The organism is Mycobacteriales bacterium, assembly GCA_035995165.1.
Taxonomy (GTDB): domain Bacteria; phylum Actinomycetota; class Actinomycetes; order Mycobacteriales; family CADCTP01; genus CADCTP01.
Window position 1 is genome coordinate 34,067 of sequence record DASYKU010000098.1, and the last position, 16,523, is coordinate 50,589.

Sequence of the window (16,523 nt, forward strand, 5' to 3'; positions counted from 1 at the left end):
CCCTGGATGTTGCCCGACCTCCGGCCCGGCAGGCCAGGCCCCGCTACGCGGGGCGGAGGAGGACGAGGGTGGCGGCGGCGTTCTGGACCGAGTCGACGCGGAGTCCGGCGGCCGCGGCCAGCACGTCCAGGCGGGCGTCGTCGACGTCGCGGACGCTGAACCGCTGCTGCGCGCTGAGCCCGGCGAACTCGTACCGGATCGTGGCGGTGAGGACGTCGCCGGTACGGACCAGGTCGGTCAGCACGTAGCGGACGCCGCCGGCGGTGACGTCGGAGTCCGTGGCGGTGCCGGCCCAGCCCGGCCGGTGCCGCTCGACCAGGACGAAGCCGTCGGGCCGGACGTGCCGGGCGGCGGTGGCCAGCACGGCGGCCACGAGATCCTCGTCCGCGGTGTCCACGAAGTGGCTCATCAGCAGCACGGCGGCGTACCGGTGGCCGAGCTCCGCGGTGGTCACGTCGGCCTCGACGCCGGTCGCGGCCCGCAGCGCCGCCAGCATCCCCGGCTCGTTGTCCACGCCGGTGACCGGGTGGCCGAGGCGGGCCAGCGGCTCGGCCAGCCGGCCGGTGCCCACGCCGAGGTCGAGCACGTCCCCGCCCGGGGGCAGCAGCCGGTGCACCAGGGCGGCATCGGCGCCGCGCTCGGGCAGCCGGGCGTACAGCTCCACCGGGCTGCCGTCGGGAGCGATCCGCACCCGCCGATCCTCCCCCGGTAAGCCGTACCGGGATAACGTCCGGGCATGGGCCGGCTCGCTGTCCTCGTCCGCTTCGGCGGCGTGGCCTGGCTGCTCGGCCTGCTCGCGCTGCACACCGAGCCCACGGCCGTCCTGGCCGGCGTCGCCACGGCCGTCGCCGCCGTGGTCCTCGTCCGGCTGCTCGGCGCCGCGCCGGCGTTCGCCACCCGTACGGTGGCCGGCCCGGTCCTGCGGGCCCGGTCCGCCGACACCGCGACCGACCCGCAGCGCGATCCCGACGCGGCCGGCCGGCCGCGTCCGCGAGCACCGTCCCGGGGCCCGCTGACCGCCTGATCCCAGGCGCGTCGGCACCGTCCCCTTCCCGCTCGTCCCGGACGGAGCTCCGCCGTGCTCGCACCCCTGTACGCCCTCGTCTCCTATCCCGTCTCCGCGATCCTCTGGTTCTGGTACCGGCTCGCCGGCACCGTGCTCGACCCGGGCGGCGGCGCCTCCTGGGCGCTGGCCGTGGTCTTGCTCGTGCTCACCCTGCGGGTCCTGCTCGTCCCGCTGGCCCGGGCCCAGCTGCGCTCCGGCCGGGCCATGGCCGCCCTGCAACCGCAGATCAGCGCGCTGCGGACGCGGCACGCCGGCGACCGGCAGGCGTTCGCGGTCGCGCTGCAGCAGCTCCAGCGCGAGCAGGGGGTCAGCCCGCTCGGCGGCTGTCTGCCCGCGCTGGCCCAGATCCCGGTCTTCCTCGGCCTGCTGCACGTGCTGCACGGCTTCACCGCCGGCGGCACCGACTACGTCTTCGGCGCCGCCGACGTCGACTCGTTCCGGCACGCCCGGTTGTCCGCCGCACCGCTGGCCGCGTACGTCCGGATGCCGGCGGCGCAGCTGGCCGCGTACGGCGTGGACCGCTGGCAGGTCGCCGCGGTCGCGATCCCGCTGGCGGCGCTGGCCGCGCTGGCCACCTACCTGACCGGCCGGCACGCGCTGCGCCGCACGCCGCCGGCGGACTCCCGGTCCGCCCTGGTCGGCCGCCTCACCCTGTACGTGCTCCCGGCGAGCGCCCTGATCGGCGGCGTCCTCTTCGCGTTCCCGGTCGTGATCCTGCTCTACTGGCTGGCCAACAACGCCTGCACCGCGGTGCAGCAGGCCCTCCTGCACCGCCACCTCGACCGGGCCGACCCCGACGGGGCCGACCCTGACCGGGCCGATTAGGCGGTGACGACCTCGCGGAGGGCGCCGAGCGGGAGGGAGCCGGCGCCGAGGACGGCGTCGTGGAAGCGGCGGATGCCGAAGTCCGGGCCGAGGCGGGACCGCGCCTCCGCCCGCAGCCGCAGCAGCTCCAGCTGCCCGAGCTTGTAGGACAGCGCCTGCCCGGGCCAGGCCAGGTACCGGTCGATCTCGCTCGCGGCCCGCTCCGCCGGGAACGCGCTGTGCTCGACCACGAAGTCGATGGCCCGCTGCCGGGTCCAGCCGAGGGCGTGCAGGCCGGTGTCCACGACCAGCCGGCAGCAGCGCAGGGCGTCGTTGGAACGGGCGCCGAGCCGGTCCAGGTCGCTGCGGTAGAGGCCCATCTCCTCGCCCAGGGTCTCGGCGTAGAGACCCCAGCCCTCCGCGTACGCCGGGACCGGGACCAGCCGGCGGAAGGCCGGCAGCCCCTGCAGCCGCTGCGCCACCGAGAGCTGCAGGTGGTGGCCGGGCACGGCCTCGTGGCAGGCGGTCGGCACCGACTCGTACGTGGCCCGGCTCTCGGGACGGTAGGTGTTGACGTAGTAGATCCCGGGCCGGCTGCCGTCGGCCGCGGGCCACTGGTAGTAGGCGAACGGCGCGTTCTGCTCCTCGTGCGGAGGCACCGCCCGGACGTCGCAGGGGCCGCAGTGGCGCAGCCCGAACCAGTCCGGGACGACCTCCTCGGCCCGGTCCACCGCAGCCCGGGCCACGGCCAGGATCTCGGCCTTGCCGGTGTAGCGCAGGCCGTCGCCGGTCCGCAGCCGCCGCAGGGTGGCGGCGAGGTCGGGGGTGCCGAGCACCTGCCGGCCGAGCTCGGTCAGCTCCCGGTCGCTGTCCCGCACGGCGGCCAGCCCGGTCTCGTGCACCTCCTCCGGGCTCAGGTCGAGGGTGACGAAGCCGCGGATCGCCTGCCGGTAGAGCTCGTCGCCGCCGGGCAGGTGGCAGAGGCCGGCCCGGTCGTCCGGCCGGGCCACCGGCAGGATCTCCTCGGCCAGCACGGTCCGCAGTCGCGCGTAGGCCGGCCGGATCGCACCGGTCAGCAGCTCTTCCAGCTCGGCGGCGAACTCCGGGGCGCCGGGACCCTCGGCCGCGCGGGCCGGCTCCGCCAGCGGGCCGTGCTCGACCGGCTGGGCCAGCAGGTCGTCGAGCTGACCGAGCACCCTCCGGACCAGCACGGCCGCGGCGACCTGGCCGCCGGTCCGCGCCGAGCGCAGGCCGGCCGTGTACCGGTCGAGGTAGCCGCTCATCTCCCGCCAGCGCCGCAGCGCGCGCTCCCGCTGCTCGGCCGTGCCGACCGGCTGGAGCTCGCTCGCGTTCGGCAGCGACACGGCCGGGCCGGCCATCGGGTCGACGCTCCAGGGCGCGTACTCCGGGATCTGCAGGGCCAGCTCGGTCTCGACGAACCCGAGCAGGGCGGCCCGGGTCGTCCGGTCGGTGTCGTCCAGCTCGTCCGCGGGCAGGGCGTGGGCCCGGCGGCCGATCTCCCGGAAGTCGCGGACCACCGCGGCCCGCCCTTCCGGGCTGTTGTCGGCCAGCCGGCCGTCGCAGTGCGAGTCGCCGAGGACCGTGCCGTTCAGCGGCTCGGCCGCCATCGACGCGGTCCAGGCGCGCTCCGCGAGCTCGGCCACCTCGGTTCGCCCAGACGACACACTCATGCACCGAACCGTCGCACACCGGACCCTTGCCGGCGCGACCGGGGTCCTCAGCCGACGTACGCGGTCAGAGCGGTGGACAGGCCGGCCAGGACGGACTTGGCGTCGCCGAAGAGCATCGCGCAGCGCGGGTTCGTGTAGAGCTCGTTGTCCATGCCGGCGTACCCGCTGGCCAGCGAGCGCTTGATCACGATGACCGAGCGGGCCAGGTCGACGTCGAGGATCGGCATGCCCGAGACGGCGTTGCCGGGCCGGCGGGCGGCCGGGTTGGTGACGTCGTTCGCGCCGACGACCAGCACCACGTCGGTGGTCGGGAAGACCCGGTTGATCTCGTCCAGGTCCTTGAGCTGGGTGTACGGCGCGTTCGCCTCGGACAGCAGCACGTTCATGTGCCCCGGCATCCGGCCGGCGACCGGGTGGATGCCGTAGCTGACGTCGACCCCGTGCTCGTCCAGGGTGTGCGCCAGCGCGACCAGCTCGTGCTGGGCCTGGGCCGCGGCCAGGCCGTACCCGGGGACGATCACGACCTTCTGCGCGTACGCCAGTTGCAGCGCGGCGTCGTCCGGGGTCACCTCGCGCACGCTGCCGCCACTGGGCGCCGCGATCGGGGCGGCGTCGTCGCCGGTGCCGAACCCGCCGGCCACGATGCTCACCAGGGAGCGGTTCATCGCGTCGGCCATCAGCTTGGTCAGGATGCCGCCGGCCGCGCCGACCAGCGCACCCGCGATGATCAGCGGGGCGCTGTCGAGCACGAAGCCGGCCATCGCCACCGCCGTGCCGGTGCAGGCGTTGAGCAGCGAGATGACGACCGGCATGTCGGCGCCGCCGATCGGCAGCGTCCCGAGGACGCCCAGCGCCAGCGCCGCCAGCACGACCACGACCAGCACCGGCACGCCGCCGTGCCCGGCCGTGTAGATGCCCCCGCCGACCAGCGCGATCACGAACAGGGCCAGGTTCATCCAGTGGCCGCCGCGCAGCACGATCGGGCGGCCCGGGATCCGGCCGGCCAGCTTGCCCGCGGCGACGACCGAGCCGGAGAACGTCACCCCGCCGATGAGCAGGTCCAGCGCGGTGGTCAGCGTGGTCGAGACCGGCAGCTGGGCCAGCGGCACCGAGCCGTCGTGCCTGATCGCGTCGGCCAGCGCGATCAGCGCGGCCGCGCCGCCGCCGACCGCGTTGAGCACGCTGACCAGCTGCGGCATCGAGGTCATCGCGACCCGGCGGGCGGTCACCGCGCCGGCGACCCCACCGACCGCGATGCCGAGGATCAGCACCAGCACCGCGACCGCGGTCGAGGACCGGTCGTGCCCGAGCACGACGACCGTCGTCACGATCGCCAGCGTCATGCCGGCGGCGGAGACCTGGTTGCCGCGCCGGGCCGAGGCCGGCGAGTTCATCAGGTGCAGACCCAGCACGAAGCAGACCGCGGACAGCAGGTAGAGCAGGTGGGTGGTGGTGTCCAGGCCGCTCACCTGCCACCCACCCGGGGCCGCGCCTTGAACATCTCCAGCATCCGGTCGGTGACCAGGTAGCCGCCGGTCACGTTCATCGCCGCGAACGCCGCGGCGACGAACAGCAGCAGGTAGCCCAGCGGCGAGTCCGCGGTCGCGGCCAGCAGCATCACGCCGACCAGGACGACGCCGTGGATCGCGTTGGCCCCGGACATCAGCGGCGTGTGCAGGGTCGCCGGCACCTTGCTGATCACCTCGAAGCCGACCAGCAGGCTGAGCACGAACACGGTGATGTCGGCGAACAACAGCGGACTCATACCCACTCCTCGGACAGATCGACAGGCGTAAGCGCCGGTCGACCGGCCCTCGTCGCTCCCCGCTCGCGCTGCCAGCCCTCGCGCTCGCTCATGCGGTGGCTCCGTTCAGCAGCTCGCGGACGGCCGGGTGCACGACCTCGCCGTCGTGGGTGATCAGGACGCCCGCGGTGATCTCGTCCGCCGGGTCGAGCACCGGCCGGCCGTCCTTGACCAGGTGGGCGAGCAGGGCGACGACGTTCCGCGCGTACGCCGTGGAGGCCGCCCGGGGGACCGCGGCGGCCAGGTTGCCGGCCCCGACCACGGTCACGCCCGCGTCGGTGACCAGCGTGGTCTCCGGCAGCGAGCCGAGCACGTTGCCGCCGAGGTCGCTCGCGGCCAGGTCGACCACGACCGAGCCCGGGTGCATCGCGGCCAGCGCCTCGGCCGTGACCAGCACCGGCGGGGTCCGGCCCGGGACCTGGGCGGTGGTGATGACGACGTCGAAGCGGGCCACCGCGGCGGCCATCGCGTCCTGCTGCCGGGCCGCCTCCTCGGCGGTGAGCGAGCGCGCGTATCCCCCGGCGCCGGTGGCCTCGGTCTCCAGCTTCAGCACCGTCGCACCGGTGGAGGCGATGTCGGCCCGGGCCGCCTCGCGGACGTCGTAGCCGGTGACGACCGCGCCGAGCCGGCGGGCGGTGCCGATCGCCTGCAGCCCGGCCACGCCGGCGCCGAGCACGAGCACGGTCGCCGGCCGGACCGTGCCGGCCGCGGTCATGAGCATCGGGAAGTAACCGCCGTAGAGGTCGGCGGCGAGCACCGCGGCCTTGTAGCCGGCCACGTTGGCCTGTGAGGACAGCGCGTCCATCGACTGGGCCCGGCTCAGCGTCCGGGGCAGGCCGTCGAGGCTGATCGCGGTGACCTTGGCCTCCGCCAGCTGCCGGGCCCGGTCGGGATCGAGCAGCGGCTGGAGCAAGCCCACCAGCAGCTGCCCCTCGCGGAGCCAGGACGGATCGGGCGGGCGGAGGCAGACGACGACGTCGGACTGCTCGTACAGGGCCGGGGCGGCGACGATCGTCCCGCCGGCCGCCGTGTACTCCGCGTCCGGGAACCAGGCGGCCGCGCCCGCGCCGGTCTCGACCACCGTGCCCAGCCCGAGGGCGGCCAGCCGGGCCGCGCTCTCGGGCACGAGGCCGACCCGCCGTTCACCGACCTCGCCCTGCCGGACGACCCCCACCGCCAGCCCGCTCATCGGCCGCGCCTCTCCGCAATGTCGTTCCCCGGTCGGCGCCGTTGCCGGCCGGGCGGTCGGTCCCGTGCGCGACGGTCCCGGCGCTATGACCGTACGCGACGGAACGCAGCGGCTCTGCCCGGTTCACGTCTGTGGACAACGGTCAGAGGACCTGGGCCGCGCTCTGCGGCCGGGTGGCCGCGGCCCTGCCGTGGAGCTGGGCCGAGCGCCAGCAGTACCAGGCCAGCACGCTGCGGTACGGCCGGAACGGCGCGCCCAGCGGGATCAGCTGCTTCTCCGTCGGCTCCGGGATCTCCCAGGCCAGCCCGAACCCGCGCCGGATCGCCAGGTCCCCGGTCGGCCAGACGTCCATCCGGCGCAGCCGGAACATCAGGAAGATGTCGGCCGACCACTTGCCGATGCCCTTGACCGTGGACAGCCGGGCGGTGATCTCCTCGTCCGAGAGCCGGGCCAGCCGGCGCGGCTCCAGCACCACGGTGCCGTCCAGGACCCTGGTCGCCAGGTCGTGCAGCGACTCGACCTTCCGGCCGGACAGCCCGGCCGCGCGCAGCGTCTCCGGCGGCGTCGCCAGCACCCGCTCGGCGCTGACGTCCTCGCCCAGCGCGGCGATCAGCCGGCCGTGGATGGCCCGGGCCGCCGCGGTCGCCAGCTGCTGGTACACGATCGAGCGGACCAGCGTCGCGAACAGTGGTTCCTTGGCGACCGGGATCTTCGGCGGGCCGGCCGCGGCCACCAGCCGGGCCAGCACCGGGTCGCGCTCGGCCAGGATCAGCGCGGCCTCGCGGTAACCGACCCGGCGGGCCATCGCACACCTCCGCGCGCCTGGGAACGGAACGTACCTCACGGAGCGCGAGCCCGAGCGTCACCGAAACGGTCACTGGCGCAGTCGCGCGTCTTCCATCACAGTGTGTAAGAGATATGGATCAGACCGTGACTAGTCAGCCGGACGGCTGGGAGGGGACCTGATGACCCACCACGCCGATCCGGCGTCGGTCGAGCCTTCCCCGAGGTCCCCGCACGAGATCCCGCCACCCGCGCCGGCGCATCCGACGCGGCTTCCGGTCTGGCGGCACAGCGCCACCCTGGAGGACGGGGTACGGGCCGTGCTGGCCGAGGTCGACCGGCTGCGGGAGGACACCCGGCAGGCCGAGGAACAGGACCGCCGGGAACCGGACGAGGACCGGCTGCGGGACCGGCTGGAGCAGTCGGTCGACGCCGCCCGCGGGGTCGTCGGCGACGTCATCGAGCAGGTCGACCAGCTGGAGCAGTACGCGCTCTCGCAGCGTCGCTGGGACCTCGCGGTCCGGCTGCGGGCGGTCGCCGGCGCCCGGACGGTCGACGTGATGGCGACGCTGCGGGCCCGCGGCCGCGAGCCCAGCCAGGCCCAGGTCGAGGCGGCGGCGCGGGTCGAGCGCGCGCTGGCCGGCCTGAACGCCGACGCCGACGACCTCGAGCACGGCTTCGAGGACCTCAAGACCGGGCTGCGCCGGCTGCACCGGGCGCTGCGGGACGTGCTCGGCCACCGCGCCGACCGGCCGCTGTCGCTGCAGCACCTGCGGCTGCTGCTGGGCGGGACGTACCGGTCGTTGGGGACGGTCGCGGTCGGGTTGCTGGCCACGCTCGGGCTGGCGACCGAGGACGGGGCCGCGAGCGGGGACGCCGCGGTCGCCGCTGCCACCGCGGTGGCCGCCTCGGGCGAGCGGGTCGTCGAGCTGGTCCGGCTCCGGATGCGCGCGCCGAGCCCGGAGCAGCGCACCCAGGCCGCCCACGACGACCTCACCTACCTCGTCGGCGACTTCGCCCGGGAGGCCGCCTCCGGTCACGCCGACCGGGACCGCCTGGAGGACCTGTACGCGGCCGCGCTGCCACAGAGCTCGCACGCGGCCCGGCTCGCGCTGCGGCTGGCCTGGACGGCCAAGCAGGACTACACGGTCACGGCCCGGCAGGTCCCGGTCGTGCTCGGCGAGGCGATGGCGGCCGCCCGGGCCGACGACCCGGCCGCGCTGACCGAGGCGGCCGAGAAGGTCCGCGAGGTGTCCGGGTCCCTCACCCGCTACCGGATCCCGGAACAGGTCCGTCGAGGAACCCCCGGACCGCGCTGAGCCACCGCTCGGGCTGGTCGACGTGCGCCATGTGCCCGGCGTCCTCCAGCACCCAGGCCGTCATCGTCGCGGCGCCGGCCGCGGCCGCCTCGGTCACGGACACCGGGAAGGTCATGTCCTGCCGCCCGTGCAGCAGCAGGACCGGGATGCCGGTCGCCGCCAGCCGGGCCTGCGCGTCGTGCGGCCGGGCCGGACCGAGCAGGCCGGCCTCGTACGGCGCCAGCCACTCCCCCGACCACCGGATCGCGTCCAGCCGCCGCCGGTAGTCCGGCAGCAGCTCCGGCCGCCAGACGTCCAGCGCCGCCGACGACCGGGCCCAGGCCTCGACCAGGGCCGGGCCGGTCAGCCCGGCCTCGATCGGCGGGGCCGCGGCCAGCCGCCGGTCCCGCTCGGCCCAGCCCGCGTACGCGTCCGCCGCCGGTCCGATCGAGGCCGAGGCCAGCACCAGCCGGCGGACCCGGTCCGGCGCGGCCGCCGCGAGCCGCTGGGCCAGCGCGCCGCCGACGGAGAACCCGAGCACGTCCACCCGCGCCAGGCCGTACCCGTCCAGCAGCGCCAGCAGGTCCGCCGCCGCGGCCGGCCAGGAGTACGCCCCGACCGGCAGGCCGCGGGTCGAGCGCCCGCAGCCGCGCAGGTCCGGCAGCAGCACCCGGCGCTCGCCGGCGAGGCGCGCGAGCGGGTCCAGCAGATAGGTGTGGTCCCAGTCCGGGCCGCCGTGCACGACCAGCAGGGCCGGCTCCGGGCCGGCCAGGTCCTCGACGTACAGGTCGACGCCGGGGGCGACCCTCACGAGGTCAGTTCGACCGTGTACGAGGTGATCGCGGCGAGGCGGCCGGCGGCGAAGTCGTACAGGTCGCAGGAGGCGACCCGGGCGGCGCCGTCGGCGCCCGCGTACGTCGCCTCGCTGTCCACGACCACGGTGTCCGCGCCGACGACGGCCCGGAACCGGCTGAACGTGGTCGTCGCCGTGGCCAGGTACTCGGCCGAGTGCCGGCAGGCGGCGATGACCGCGTCCCGGCCGGCCAGCTGCGGGCCGTTGAGGTTGTCCCAGCGCACGTCCTCGGCCAGGAACTCGTACGTCTCCTCGAAGCGGTGCCGGGAGAAGGCCTCGGCGATCTGCTCGGGTTCCACGCGTCCTCCGATCGGTGCGGGACCCGGAGGGTACGCGGCCGGTTCCGCGGGCCGGCCTCGACCGTCCGGCCGCAGCCAAGATCAGCCGGTTGCGTCCGCTCACCTTACGTGATCGGCTGGAGCCCTCGTGTGACTATTGCAGGGCGCAAAAGGGTTCTTCGCAGGCCTGAGCGAATGTGGATAAGTCTCGGCTAAGACCCCCCTAAAGCGAGGGGGATTCTGGGTCCGACGGGCCCGGAGCAGGCACAGTAATGGTGGGATCCGCGATGAACCGGCCGAGAACACGAGCCGTGATCGCTGGAAACGACCGCAGGGCACGAGCAGACGGGCAGCGTTGTCGCGATGGTGTTGAGATGGTCCGGACACAAGGGCAGGTCGGTGGGCCGGCTGCGGCTTCCCGGCGGAGCCGTGTTCGACCAGCCGATCGTGCTCTCCCGATTGATGCTGCGGTATTTCCTCACCGCGCTCATCGCGCTGGTCGTCATCGCGGTGTTCACCGCCTGGGCCAGTCGCGGACTCGGCGTCCGGACCGCGATCGACAATGCCAACCGGCGCGCCACGCTCACCGCGCACGCGGCGGTCGAGCCCATGCTCGACGACGGCCTCATCCACAACGACCCGGTCGCCCGGCAGAAGGTCGACGACATCGTCCGGAGCCAGGTGCTGCGCGGCTCGCTCACCCGGGTCAAGATCTGGGACCCGGACGGCACCATCCTCTACTCCGACGAGAACCGGCTCATCGGGAACAAGTTCAACATGCAGGAGTCCGAGCGGACGGCGCTGCGGACCGGGGAGAGCCAGGCCGAGCTGTCGGACCTGTCCGAGCCGGAGAACCGGTTCGAGGAACCGGCCACCCAGCTGCTCGAGGTCTACCTGCCGGTGAAGACCAAGCAGGGCAGCACGCTGCTGTTCGAGGCGTACTTCCGGTACTCCGGGATCACCGAGGCCGGTCGCCAGCTCTGGCTCCGGTTCGCGCCGTTCAGCCTGGGCGCGCTGCTGCTGCTGGAACTGCTGCAGGTGCCGCTGGTGCTCTCGCTGGCCCGGCGGCTCCGGCGTACGCAATATCAACGTGAGGACCTGCTGCGCAACGCGCTGGAGGCGACCCAGGAGGAACGCCGGCGCATCGCCGGCGACCTGCACGACGGCGTGGTCCAGGACCTGGCCGGGGTCGCGTTCTCGCTCGGCGCTGCCGCCCGGCAACCGGGGCGACCACCCGCCGACGCCGCGAGCGTCCGCGAGGCCGCCGACCGGGTCCGGGACGGGGTCCGCTCGCTGCGCTCGCTGCTGGTCGAGATCTACCCGCCGAACCTCTACGACGAGGGTCTGGAGGCGGCGCTGTCCGACCTGCTGGCCCGGCTGGAGCCGCGCGGCATCGAGACGTCGCTGCGGGTGGACGCGCGGGTCGACGACCTCGACCTCGACGCCGTCCAGCTGATCTACCGGGCCGCGCAGGAGGGCGTCCGCAACGTCGTCGCGCACGCCGACGCCGCGCGGGTCAGCATCTCCGTGTACGCCGTGAAGGAGACCGTCTTCCTCGAGGTCTCCGACGACGGCCGCGGCCTGCCCGGACCGGACCTGCCGCAACGGCCCGGCCACCTCGGACTCCGCGCGCTCGGCGGCCTGGCCGCCACCATGGGCGCGTCCCTGACCCTGTCCTCTACCCCTGGAAAGGGCACCGTGCTCGCACTCGAGATGCCGACGCCATGATCCGGCTGCTGATCGTCGACGACCACGCGATCGTCCGGCAGGGGCTGGAGCAGCTGTTCGCCACGGTCTCCGACATCGAGGTGATCGGGACCGCCGCGGACGGCGAGCTGGCGGTGAAGTTCGCCAAGGACCAGCAGCCGGACGTGATCCTCATGGATCTCGGCATGCCGACCCTGGACGGCGTCGCGGCCACCCGGCAGATCGTGGACCAGCTGCCGCTGGTCCGGATCGTCGTGCTCACCTCGTACGGGGACGAGAACAAGATCCTGGACGCGCTGAACGCGGGCGCGCACGGCTACCTGCTCAAGCACAGCGATCCCGACGACGTCATCGAGGGCGTCCGGGTCGCGTACGCCGGGGACGCGCCGCTGGACCCGCGGGCCGGGCGGGTGCTCATCGAGCAGCGCCGCCGGGGCCGCAAGGAGGTCGAGCTGACGCCGCGGGAGCGGGAGGTGCTCGGGCTGGTCGGCCAGGGCCTGGCGAACAAGCAGATCGCCCGCCGGCTGGAGATCACCGAGCGGACCGTCAAGGCGCACCTCACCTCGGTCTTCCAGCGCATCGGCGTCACCGACCGGGTCCAGGCCGCGCTCTGGGCGCGCCAGCACCTCCCCCAGCAGTAACCCCCCTCCTCCCACCGCCCCGCCCAGGCCCCAGCCCGAGCGGGGCGTTCTCTTTGTACGACCCGTCCGCCCGACCGTCCCGGCCTGCGACGCCCTGATCGTGAGGTCCGCCCGGCCGCCCTACGGGCGCGGCCCTCGGCGCGGCGCGCGCGTGGCACGGGCCTGAGGTCCGGGAACGAGGCGCCGGCCACCAGGGCCAGGCACGAGACCTCGGCCCGCAGGCCTTGGCGACCTGATACCCGGGGCGCGGGCCTGGCGGGCGGGCTTGTCGCCGTTCTTGGCCGGCGGGCGGGGCCGCCCGGGCCGGGGCGGCGGGGACGCCGCACGGGGCGGCAGAGGGAAGAGCCGACCCGACCGGCCCCTCAACCGGTCGGGTCGGCTTGCCGAGGTGCTCCCGCTCCATCGGCCACGCCGGGCGTTACGGCGCCCCGGGGCGGACAACCCTGGTGGAACGGGCCGGACCGCCCCCACGAGCGGCCCGGCGCCGAGCACTCCACGCACCCGCCGGGATCCGCGAGAGCCGCCGCGAACGCCCCGGAGGGGTCTTCCTCCCCGCCCGGGCAACCCCCGGGCGAAGTTCTTCAGGGTCAGCCGGCCGAGGTGGCCAGCCGCTGGTCCCCGGCCTGGAACCGGGTGAGCTTGGCGTAGAGCCCGCCGTACGAGGCGAGCTGCGCGTGCGTACCCGCCTCCACGATCCGGCCCTGCTCCAGCACGAAGATCCGGTCGGCGTCCCGCACCGTGGACAGCCGGTGCGCGATGACGATCTTGGTACGCCCGGCCGGCAGGTTGTCCAGCGCGGCCACCAGGAGCTCCTCGGAGCCGGCGTCCAGGGCCGAGGTCGGCTCGTCCAGGATGATGACCTGCGCGTCGCGCAGGATCGCCCGGGCGATCGCGACCCGCTGGCGCTGACCGCCGGAGAGGTTCGCGCCGCGCTCGCCGATGTGGGTGTCGAGCCCGTCCGGCAGCCGCGAGGCGAACTCGTCGACCAGCGCGAGCCGCGCGGCCCGGCGGACGTCCCGGTCCCGGGCGCCGGGGTGGCCGCAGATGATGTTCTCCCGCAGCGTCCCGTCCAGCAGCACGGTGTCCTGCAGGACCGTCGCGATCTGGCCGCGCAGCGCCGCCAGCTGGTGCCGCCGCACGTCGATGCCGTCGACCAGCACCTGGCCGGCGTTGACGTCGGCCAGCCGCGGGATCAGCGCCGCGATGGTGCTCTTGCCGGCGCCGGTCGGCCCGACCAGGGCCACGTTCTGGCCGGCCTCGATGGTCAGCGAGAGGTCGCGCAGGACCGGCTCCCGGCCGTAGGAGAACGTCACGTTGCGGAACTCGACCTGGCCCCGGATCGGCATCGCGACGGCGCCGGGCGCGTCGACGATGTCGATCGGCGCCTCCATCACCTCGCCGATCCGCTCCAGCGCCGCGGACCCCTTGCTGACCACCTGGGACAGCTTGGTCAGCGACTTGACCGGCTTGTAGAGCGAGCCGAGGTAGGTGATGAAGACCAGCAGCACGCCGAGGCTGAGGTGCCCGGTGAGTACCCGCTCGGCCCCGAACCAGAGCACCGCCGCGGTCGAGACCACGCCGGCGACCTCGACCAGCGGGCCGAACCGGGACTGCACCCGCACCGACTCGACGCCGGCGGTCAGGCTGGTCTCGGACAGCCCGGCGAAGTGCCGCAGCCGGTGGTGCTCCAGCCCGAACGCCTGCACCAGGTGGATCGCGGACAGGTCCTCGGTCGCCGCGGAGGCGAGCGCGCCGTCGGCCTTGCGGACCCGGCGGGCGGCCTGCCGCAGCTGCTTGCGGGAGCGCTGGGTGGCCCAGATCAGCGGGGGCGTGGACAGCAGCGCCAGCACCGTGAAGACCGGGTCCAGGCTCAGCATCACCACGAACATGCCGACGACCAGCACGCTCGACGGGATCAGCGTGGCCAGGATCTGCACCAGCATGTCCTGCGTGTACGCGACGTCGCTGGTCACCCGGGCGGTCAGGTCGCCGACCCGGTGCGTGCCGTGGAAGCGCAGCGACTGCCGCTGCAGCCGGGCCAGCACGGCCAGCCGCAGGTCGTTGGCCACGTGCAGCCCGGACGCGGACAGCAGCCGGGTGGCCCAGTAGTCGGCGAAGCCGGCCAGCAGCACCAGCCCGACCAGCGCCAGCGCGGCCCCGGCCAGGATCAGCTGCGGGTGGGCCGCCGGGTGCTTGGGCTGCAGCACGCCGTCCACGACCCAGCGCAGCGGCCAGGGCTGGGCCAGGCTCAGCACGACCTCGGCCAGCGTCAGGATGCCGCCGACGACGAGCGCCCGCCGGTACGGCCCCGCGTACGGCCGGAGCCGGCGAATGGTGGTCATCATGGCGCTGCCACCGCCGCCAGCGCGGACACCGCCGCGGCGGCCCGCTCGGCCCCGTCCAGCCGGATCCCGGCCGTGTCCAGCGCGCCGGGGGGCAGCAGCCGGGACCGGCCGAGCAGCCAGTCGACCTCTTCGGCCGGTACGCCCTCGTCGACCGTGTCGGCCACGCCGAGCGCGGTCAGCCGGGAGGCCCGGATCGCCTGCTCCCGGCGCGGGTTGCGGCGCGGCACCAGCACCGGGCGCAGCCCGGCCGCGAGCGCCTCGAACGTCGTGTTGTACCCCGCCATCTGCACCACGCCGATCGCCCGGGAGAAGAGTTCCGCGCAGCCGGGAGCGTCCCGCAGCACGGTCAGGTTGCCGTTCGCCTCGACGTCGCGGGTCGCGTACGGACCGGCGACGACGACGAAGCGGCCGTCGGGCATCCGCCGGGCCAGCTCGCCACCGAGCGTGAAGACCGCCGCGCCGTCGCCACCGCCGCCGGCGCTGACCACGACCAGGCCGGGCTCGCGCTCGCGCGGACCGGCCTGGTCGACGACCCAGCCGGTGTAGCGGGGCGCGACCGGCAGGCCGTACTCGCGCTCGTGGTCGCAGAGGATCCGCTCGCCGTAGACGAGGACCTCGTCGAAGAGCTCGGGGACGCCGTCCCAGCCGGCCCCGGCCAGCTCGGCCGTGACGGCCGAGGACTGGTCCAGGATGTCGCGCAGGCCCAGCACCAGGCCGGCGCCGTTGCGGCGGGCGGCGTGCAGGCCGGCCTTCAGCTCGCCGGCCGTGCCGTACGGATGCCGGTCCACGACGACCACGTGCGGGCGGACGGACTCGACGGCGTCGGCGAACGCGGCGGAGCGGGCGGCCAGCGCCTGCTGCACGGACATGCCGGGGTTGCGGTACGACCCCGCGGAGTCCTTCAGCAGCGCCGGCACCGGGACCACCCGGACGCCCTCGCCCAGCCAGGACGGGCGCATCGGCAGTCCGGTGACGACCACGATCTCCGCGTCGGGCTCCCGGGCGAGGATGGCCCGGGCCACGAGTGTGTTCCGTCGCACGTGTCCCAGGCCGAAGCCGTCGTGGGAGGCGAACAAGTACCGGGCCATGACTCAAACACTGACACGGGGCCGAGACGAGTCCCCAGTGCACGATGGTCGTAGCACCGGCCCCACCGGCCCGGACAGACCCCGGACACAGCTGTCCCCCCGCACCGGATCGGTACGGGGGGACGTGGTGCTGGGAGGGATCAGCCGTCGGCGCCGTGCCCGCCGCCGCTGGACCCACCGCCGGAGCCGCTGCCGCCGCCACCGCTCGAGCCGGAGCCGCGGCCGGATCCACCGCCGCCGGTCGCGGGCACCGTCGGAGCCGTGTTCCGCGCGCCACCGGCGTCGTCCCCGGGCGGGTCGTCGGCGCCGTTGCGCCCGGACCCGCTGCCGGAGGTGGCCGAGGTCCGGCCCTTGCCCGAGGTCGGGCTGGGCACGGTCTTCGCCGCCGGCGCGCTGGTCTTCGCGGCCGGCGTGGTCGGCGCGACCGTCGATGCCGGCGGGGTCACGCCGTTCTCCTGGACCGAGACCGTGTTGCCGTCGTGCCGCGGCAACGGGTTGCCGTCGAGGACGTCGCCGCCGGAGATCGTGCTGAACAGCAGCACCCAGAGGGTGAACAGCCCGGTGCCGACGACCGCGGTCCCGGCCAGCCAGCCGCCGACCCGGACGGTCCGGCGGGCGCGGACCAGCCACCGGCCGTCGCTGGCGCGGGCGCCGACGATGTGCCGCAGGGGCACCGCGCCCAGGCGCTGCCCGCCCGGCGGCGGAGCGGCCGCGGCGGCACCGGACAGGTCGATGGTCGTGGTACGGGCCTCGGACGGCGCGCCCGGCGGGCGCCCGGCGAACGCGTCGGTGCTCGGCTCGCGCTCGGGCGGTCCGTCCGGAGGTGCCGAAGCACCGGGGGCCACCGCAACCACGGTCAACCTCCTTCATCCGGGGACGCAGCTGTGGGAGCAGTCTCCCATCCCGCCGCTACCCCGTCAGGTGTCCGAAGGTCCTACGACCAGAGGACCCCGGCCGTACCGGAGTACTAGGACGC

The 16,523-nt window shown here is 74.9% G+C and carries 16 protein-coding genes; 5 read left to right on the forward strand and 11 right to left on the reverse strand.

The window, feature by feature from the left end:
* Positions 1–43 precede the first annotated feature (43 nt).
* A complete protein-coding gene (locus VGP36_17145; protein HEV7656443.1) occupies positions 44–691 on the reverse strand; it encodes a methyltransferase domain-containing protein in 648 nt (215 codons plus the stop codon).
* Between the two features lie 45 nt (positions 692–736).
* On the opposite strand from VGP36_17145, the gene VGP36_17150 reads away from it, so the two are divergent.
* Positions 737–1,024 (forward strand): DUF6412 domain-containing protein, encoded by a 288-nt coding sequence (locus VGP36_17150; protein HEV7656444.1) that lies wholly within the window; start codon positions 737–739, stop codon positions 1,022–1,024.
* Between the two features lie 54 nt (positions 1,025–1,078).
* A complete protein-coding gene (gene yidC / locus VGP36_17155) occupies positions 1,079–1,891 on the forward strand; it encodes a membrane protein insertase YidC (GenBank protein HEV7656445.1) in 813 nt (270 codons plus the stop codon).
* On the opposite strand, the gene VGP36_17160 is transcribed toward yidC, so the two are convergent.
* The 5 genes from VGP36_17160 to VGP36_17180 form a co-directional block, all read right to left on the reverse strand.
* Complete coding sequence (locus tag VGP36_17160) at positions 1,888–3,561, reverse strand: DUF885 domain-containing protein (GenBank protein HEV7656446.1); 1,674 nt, start codon at positions 3,559–3,561, stop codon at positions 1,888–1,890. The genes yidC and VGP36_17160 overlap by 4 nt on opposite strands.
* Before the next feature lie 47 nt (positions 3,562–3,608).
* Entirely contained in the window at positions 3,609–5,030 is a 1,422-nt protein-coding gene (locus tag VGP36_17165; protein HEV7656447.1) for an NAD(P)(+) transhydrogenase (Re/Si-specific) subunit beta, read from the reverse strand.
* Complete coding sequence (locus tag VGP36_17170) at positions 5,027–5,326, reverse strand: NAD(P) transhydrogenase subunit alpha (GenBank protein HEV7656448.1); 300 nt, start codon at positions 5,324–5,326, stop codon at positions 5,027–5,029. Before VGP36_17170 ends, VGP36_17165 begins: the two co-directional genes overlap by 4 nt.
* An 88-nt stretch (positions 5,327–5,414) precedes the next feature.
* Positions 5,415–6,554: an NAD(P) transhydrogenase subunit alpha gene (locus tag VGP36_17175; protein ID HEV7656449.1), complete on the reverse strand. Its 1,140-nt coding sequence runs from the start codon at positions 6,552–6,554 to the stop codon at positions 5,415–5,417.
* Between the two features lie 142 nt (positions 6,555–6,696).
* The gene (locus tag VGP36_17180; GenBank protein HEV7656450.1) at positions 6,697–7,359 is read right to left on the reverse strand and encodes a hypothetical protein; all 663 of its coding nucleotides are present in this window, start codon (positions 7,357–7,359) and stop codon (positions 6,697–6,699) included.
* Positions 7,360–7,519: 160 nt separating this feature from the next.
* Between VGP36_17180 and VGP36_17185 the strand changes: the two genes are divergently transcribed.
* Positions 7,520–8,656 carry a hypothetical protein gene (locus VGP36_17185; GenBank protein ID HEV7656451.1) on the forward strand — a complete coding sequence of 379 codons (1,137 nt, stop codon included), beginning with the start codon at positions 7,520–7,522 and terminating at the stop codon, positions 8,654–8,656.
* Here VGP36_17185 and VGP36_17190 read toward each other — a convergent pair.
* Together VGP36_17190 and VGP36_17195 are read right to left on the reverse strand one after the other, a co-directional pair.
* The gene (locus VGP36_17190; GenBank protein ID HEV7656452.1) at positions 8,601–9,446 is read right to left on the reverse strand and encodes an alpha/beta hydrolase; all 846 of its coding nucleotides are present in this window, start codon (positions 9,444–9,446) and stop codon (positions 8,601–8,603) included. The two genes, VGP36_17185 and VGP36_17190, sit on opposite strands and share 56 nt — an antisense overlap.
* On the reverse strand, positions 9,443–9,787 hold the full coding sequence (locus VGP36_17195) for a nuclear transport factor 2 family protein (GenBank protein ID HEV7656453.1): 345 nt from the start codon (positions 9,785–9,787) through the stop codon (positions 9,443–9,445). The genes VGP36_17190 and VGP36_17195 overlap by 4 nt, the downstream gene beginning before the upstream one ends.
* A 342-nt stretch (positions 9,788–10,129) precedes the next feature.
* Between VGP36_17195 and VGP36_17200 the strand changes: the two genes are divergently transcribed.
* The gene (locus VGP36_17200) at positions 10,130–11,494 is read left to right on the forward strand and encodes a histidine kinase (GenBank protein ID HEV7656454.1); all 1,365 of its coding nucleotides are present in this window, start codon (positions 10,130–10,132) and stop codon (positions 11,492–11,494) included.
* The gene (locus VGP36_17205) at positions 11,491–12,114 is read left to right on the forward strand and encodes a response regulator transcription factor (GenBank protein ID HEV7656455.1); all 624 of its coding nucleotides are present in this window, start codon (positions 11,491–11,493) and stop codon (positions 12,112–12,114) included. Before VGP36_17200 ends, VGP36_17205 begins: the two co-directional genes overlap by 4 nt.
* 587 nt (positions 12,115–12,701) lie before the next feature.
* Here VGP36_17205 and VGP36_17210 read toward each other — a convergent pair.
* From VGP36_17210 to VGP36_17220, 3 genes are all read right to left on the reverse strand, one after another.
* Positions 12,702–14,459 carry an ABC transporter ATP-binding protein gene (locus VGP36_17210; GenBank protein ID HEV7656456.1) on the reverse strand — a complete coding sequence of 586 codons (1,758 nt, stop codon included), beginning with the start codon at positions 14,457–14,459 and terminating at the stop codon, positions 12,702–12,704.
* Positions 14,456–15,547, reverse strand: coding sequence for a hypothetical protein (locus VGP36_17215; GenBank protein ID HEV7656457.1), 1,092 nt, complete (start codon positions 15,545–15,547; stop codon positions 14,456–14,458). Before VGP36_17215 ends, VGP36_17210 begins: the two co-directional genes overlap by 4 nt.
* 140 nt (positions 15,548–15,687) lie before the next feature.
* The gene (locus VGP36_17220) at positions 15,688–16,401 is read right to left on the reverse strand and encodes a hypothetical protein (GenBank protein ID HEV7656458.1); all 714 of its coding nucleotides are present in this window, start codon (positions 16,399–16,401) and stop codon (positions 15,688–15,690) included.
* Between the last annotated feature and the right edge of the window lie 122 nt (positions 16,402–16,523).

Bases quoted from the DNA above. Each gene is read 5' to 3' on its own strand.
- VGP36_17150 (HEV7656444.1), top strand. From the start codon at position 737: ATGGGCCGGCTCGCTGTCCTCGTCCGCTTCGGCGGCGTGGCCTGGCTG.
- VGP36_17160 (HEV7656446.1), bottom strand. From the start codon at position 3,561: ATGAGTGTGTCGTCTGGGCGAACCGAGGTGGCCGAGCTCGCGGAGCGC.
- VGP36_17170 (HEV7656448.1), bottom strand. From the start codon at position 5,326: ATGAGTCCGCTGTTGTTCGCCGACATCACCGTGTTCGTGCTCAGCCTG.
- VGP36_17175 (HEV7656449.1), bottom strand. From the start codon at position 6,554: ATGAGCGGGCTGGCGGTGGGGGTCGTCCGGCAGGGCGAGGTCGGTGAA.
- VGP36_17180 (HEV7656450.1), bottom strand. From the start codon at position 7,359: ATGGCCCGCCGGGTCGGTTACCGCGAGGCCGCGCTGATCCTGGCCGAG.
- VGP36_17185 (HEV7656451.1), top strand. From the start codon at position 7,520: ATGACCCACCACGCCGATCCGGCGTCGGTCGAGCCTTCCCCGAGGTCC.
- VGP36_17200 (HEV7656454.1), top strand. From the start codon at position 10,130: ATGGTGTTGAGATGGTCCGGACACAAGGGCAGGTCGGTGGGCCGGCTG.
- VGP36_17205 (HEV7656455.1), top strand. From the start codon at position 11,491: ATGATCCGGCTGCTGATCGTCGACGACCACGCGATCGTCCGGCAGGGG.
- VGP36_17210 (HEV7656456.1), bottom strand. From the start codon at position 14,459: ATGATGACCACCATTCGCCGGCTCCGGCCGTACGCGGGGCCGTACCGG.
- VGP36_17215 (HEV7656457.1), bottom strand. From the start codon at position 15,547: ATGGCCCGGTACTTGTTCGCCTCCCACGACGGCTTCGGCCTGGGACAC.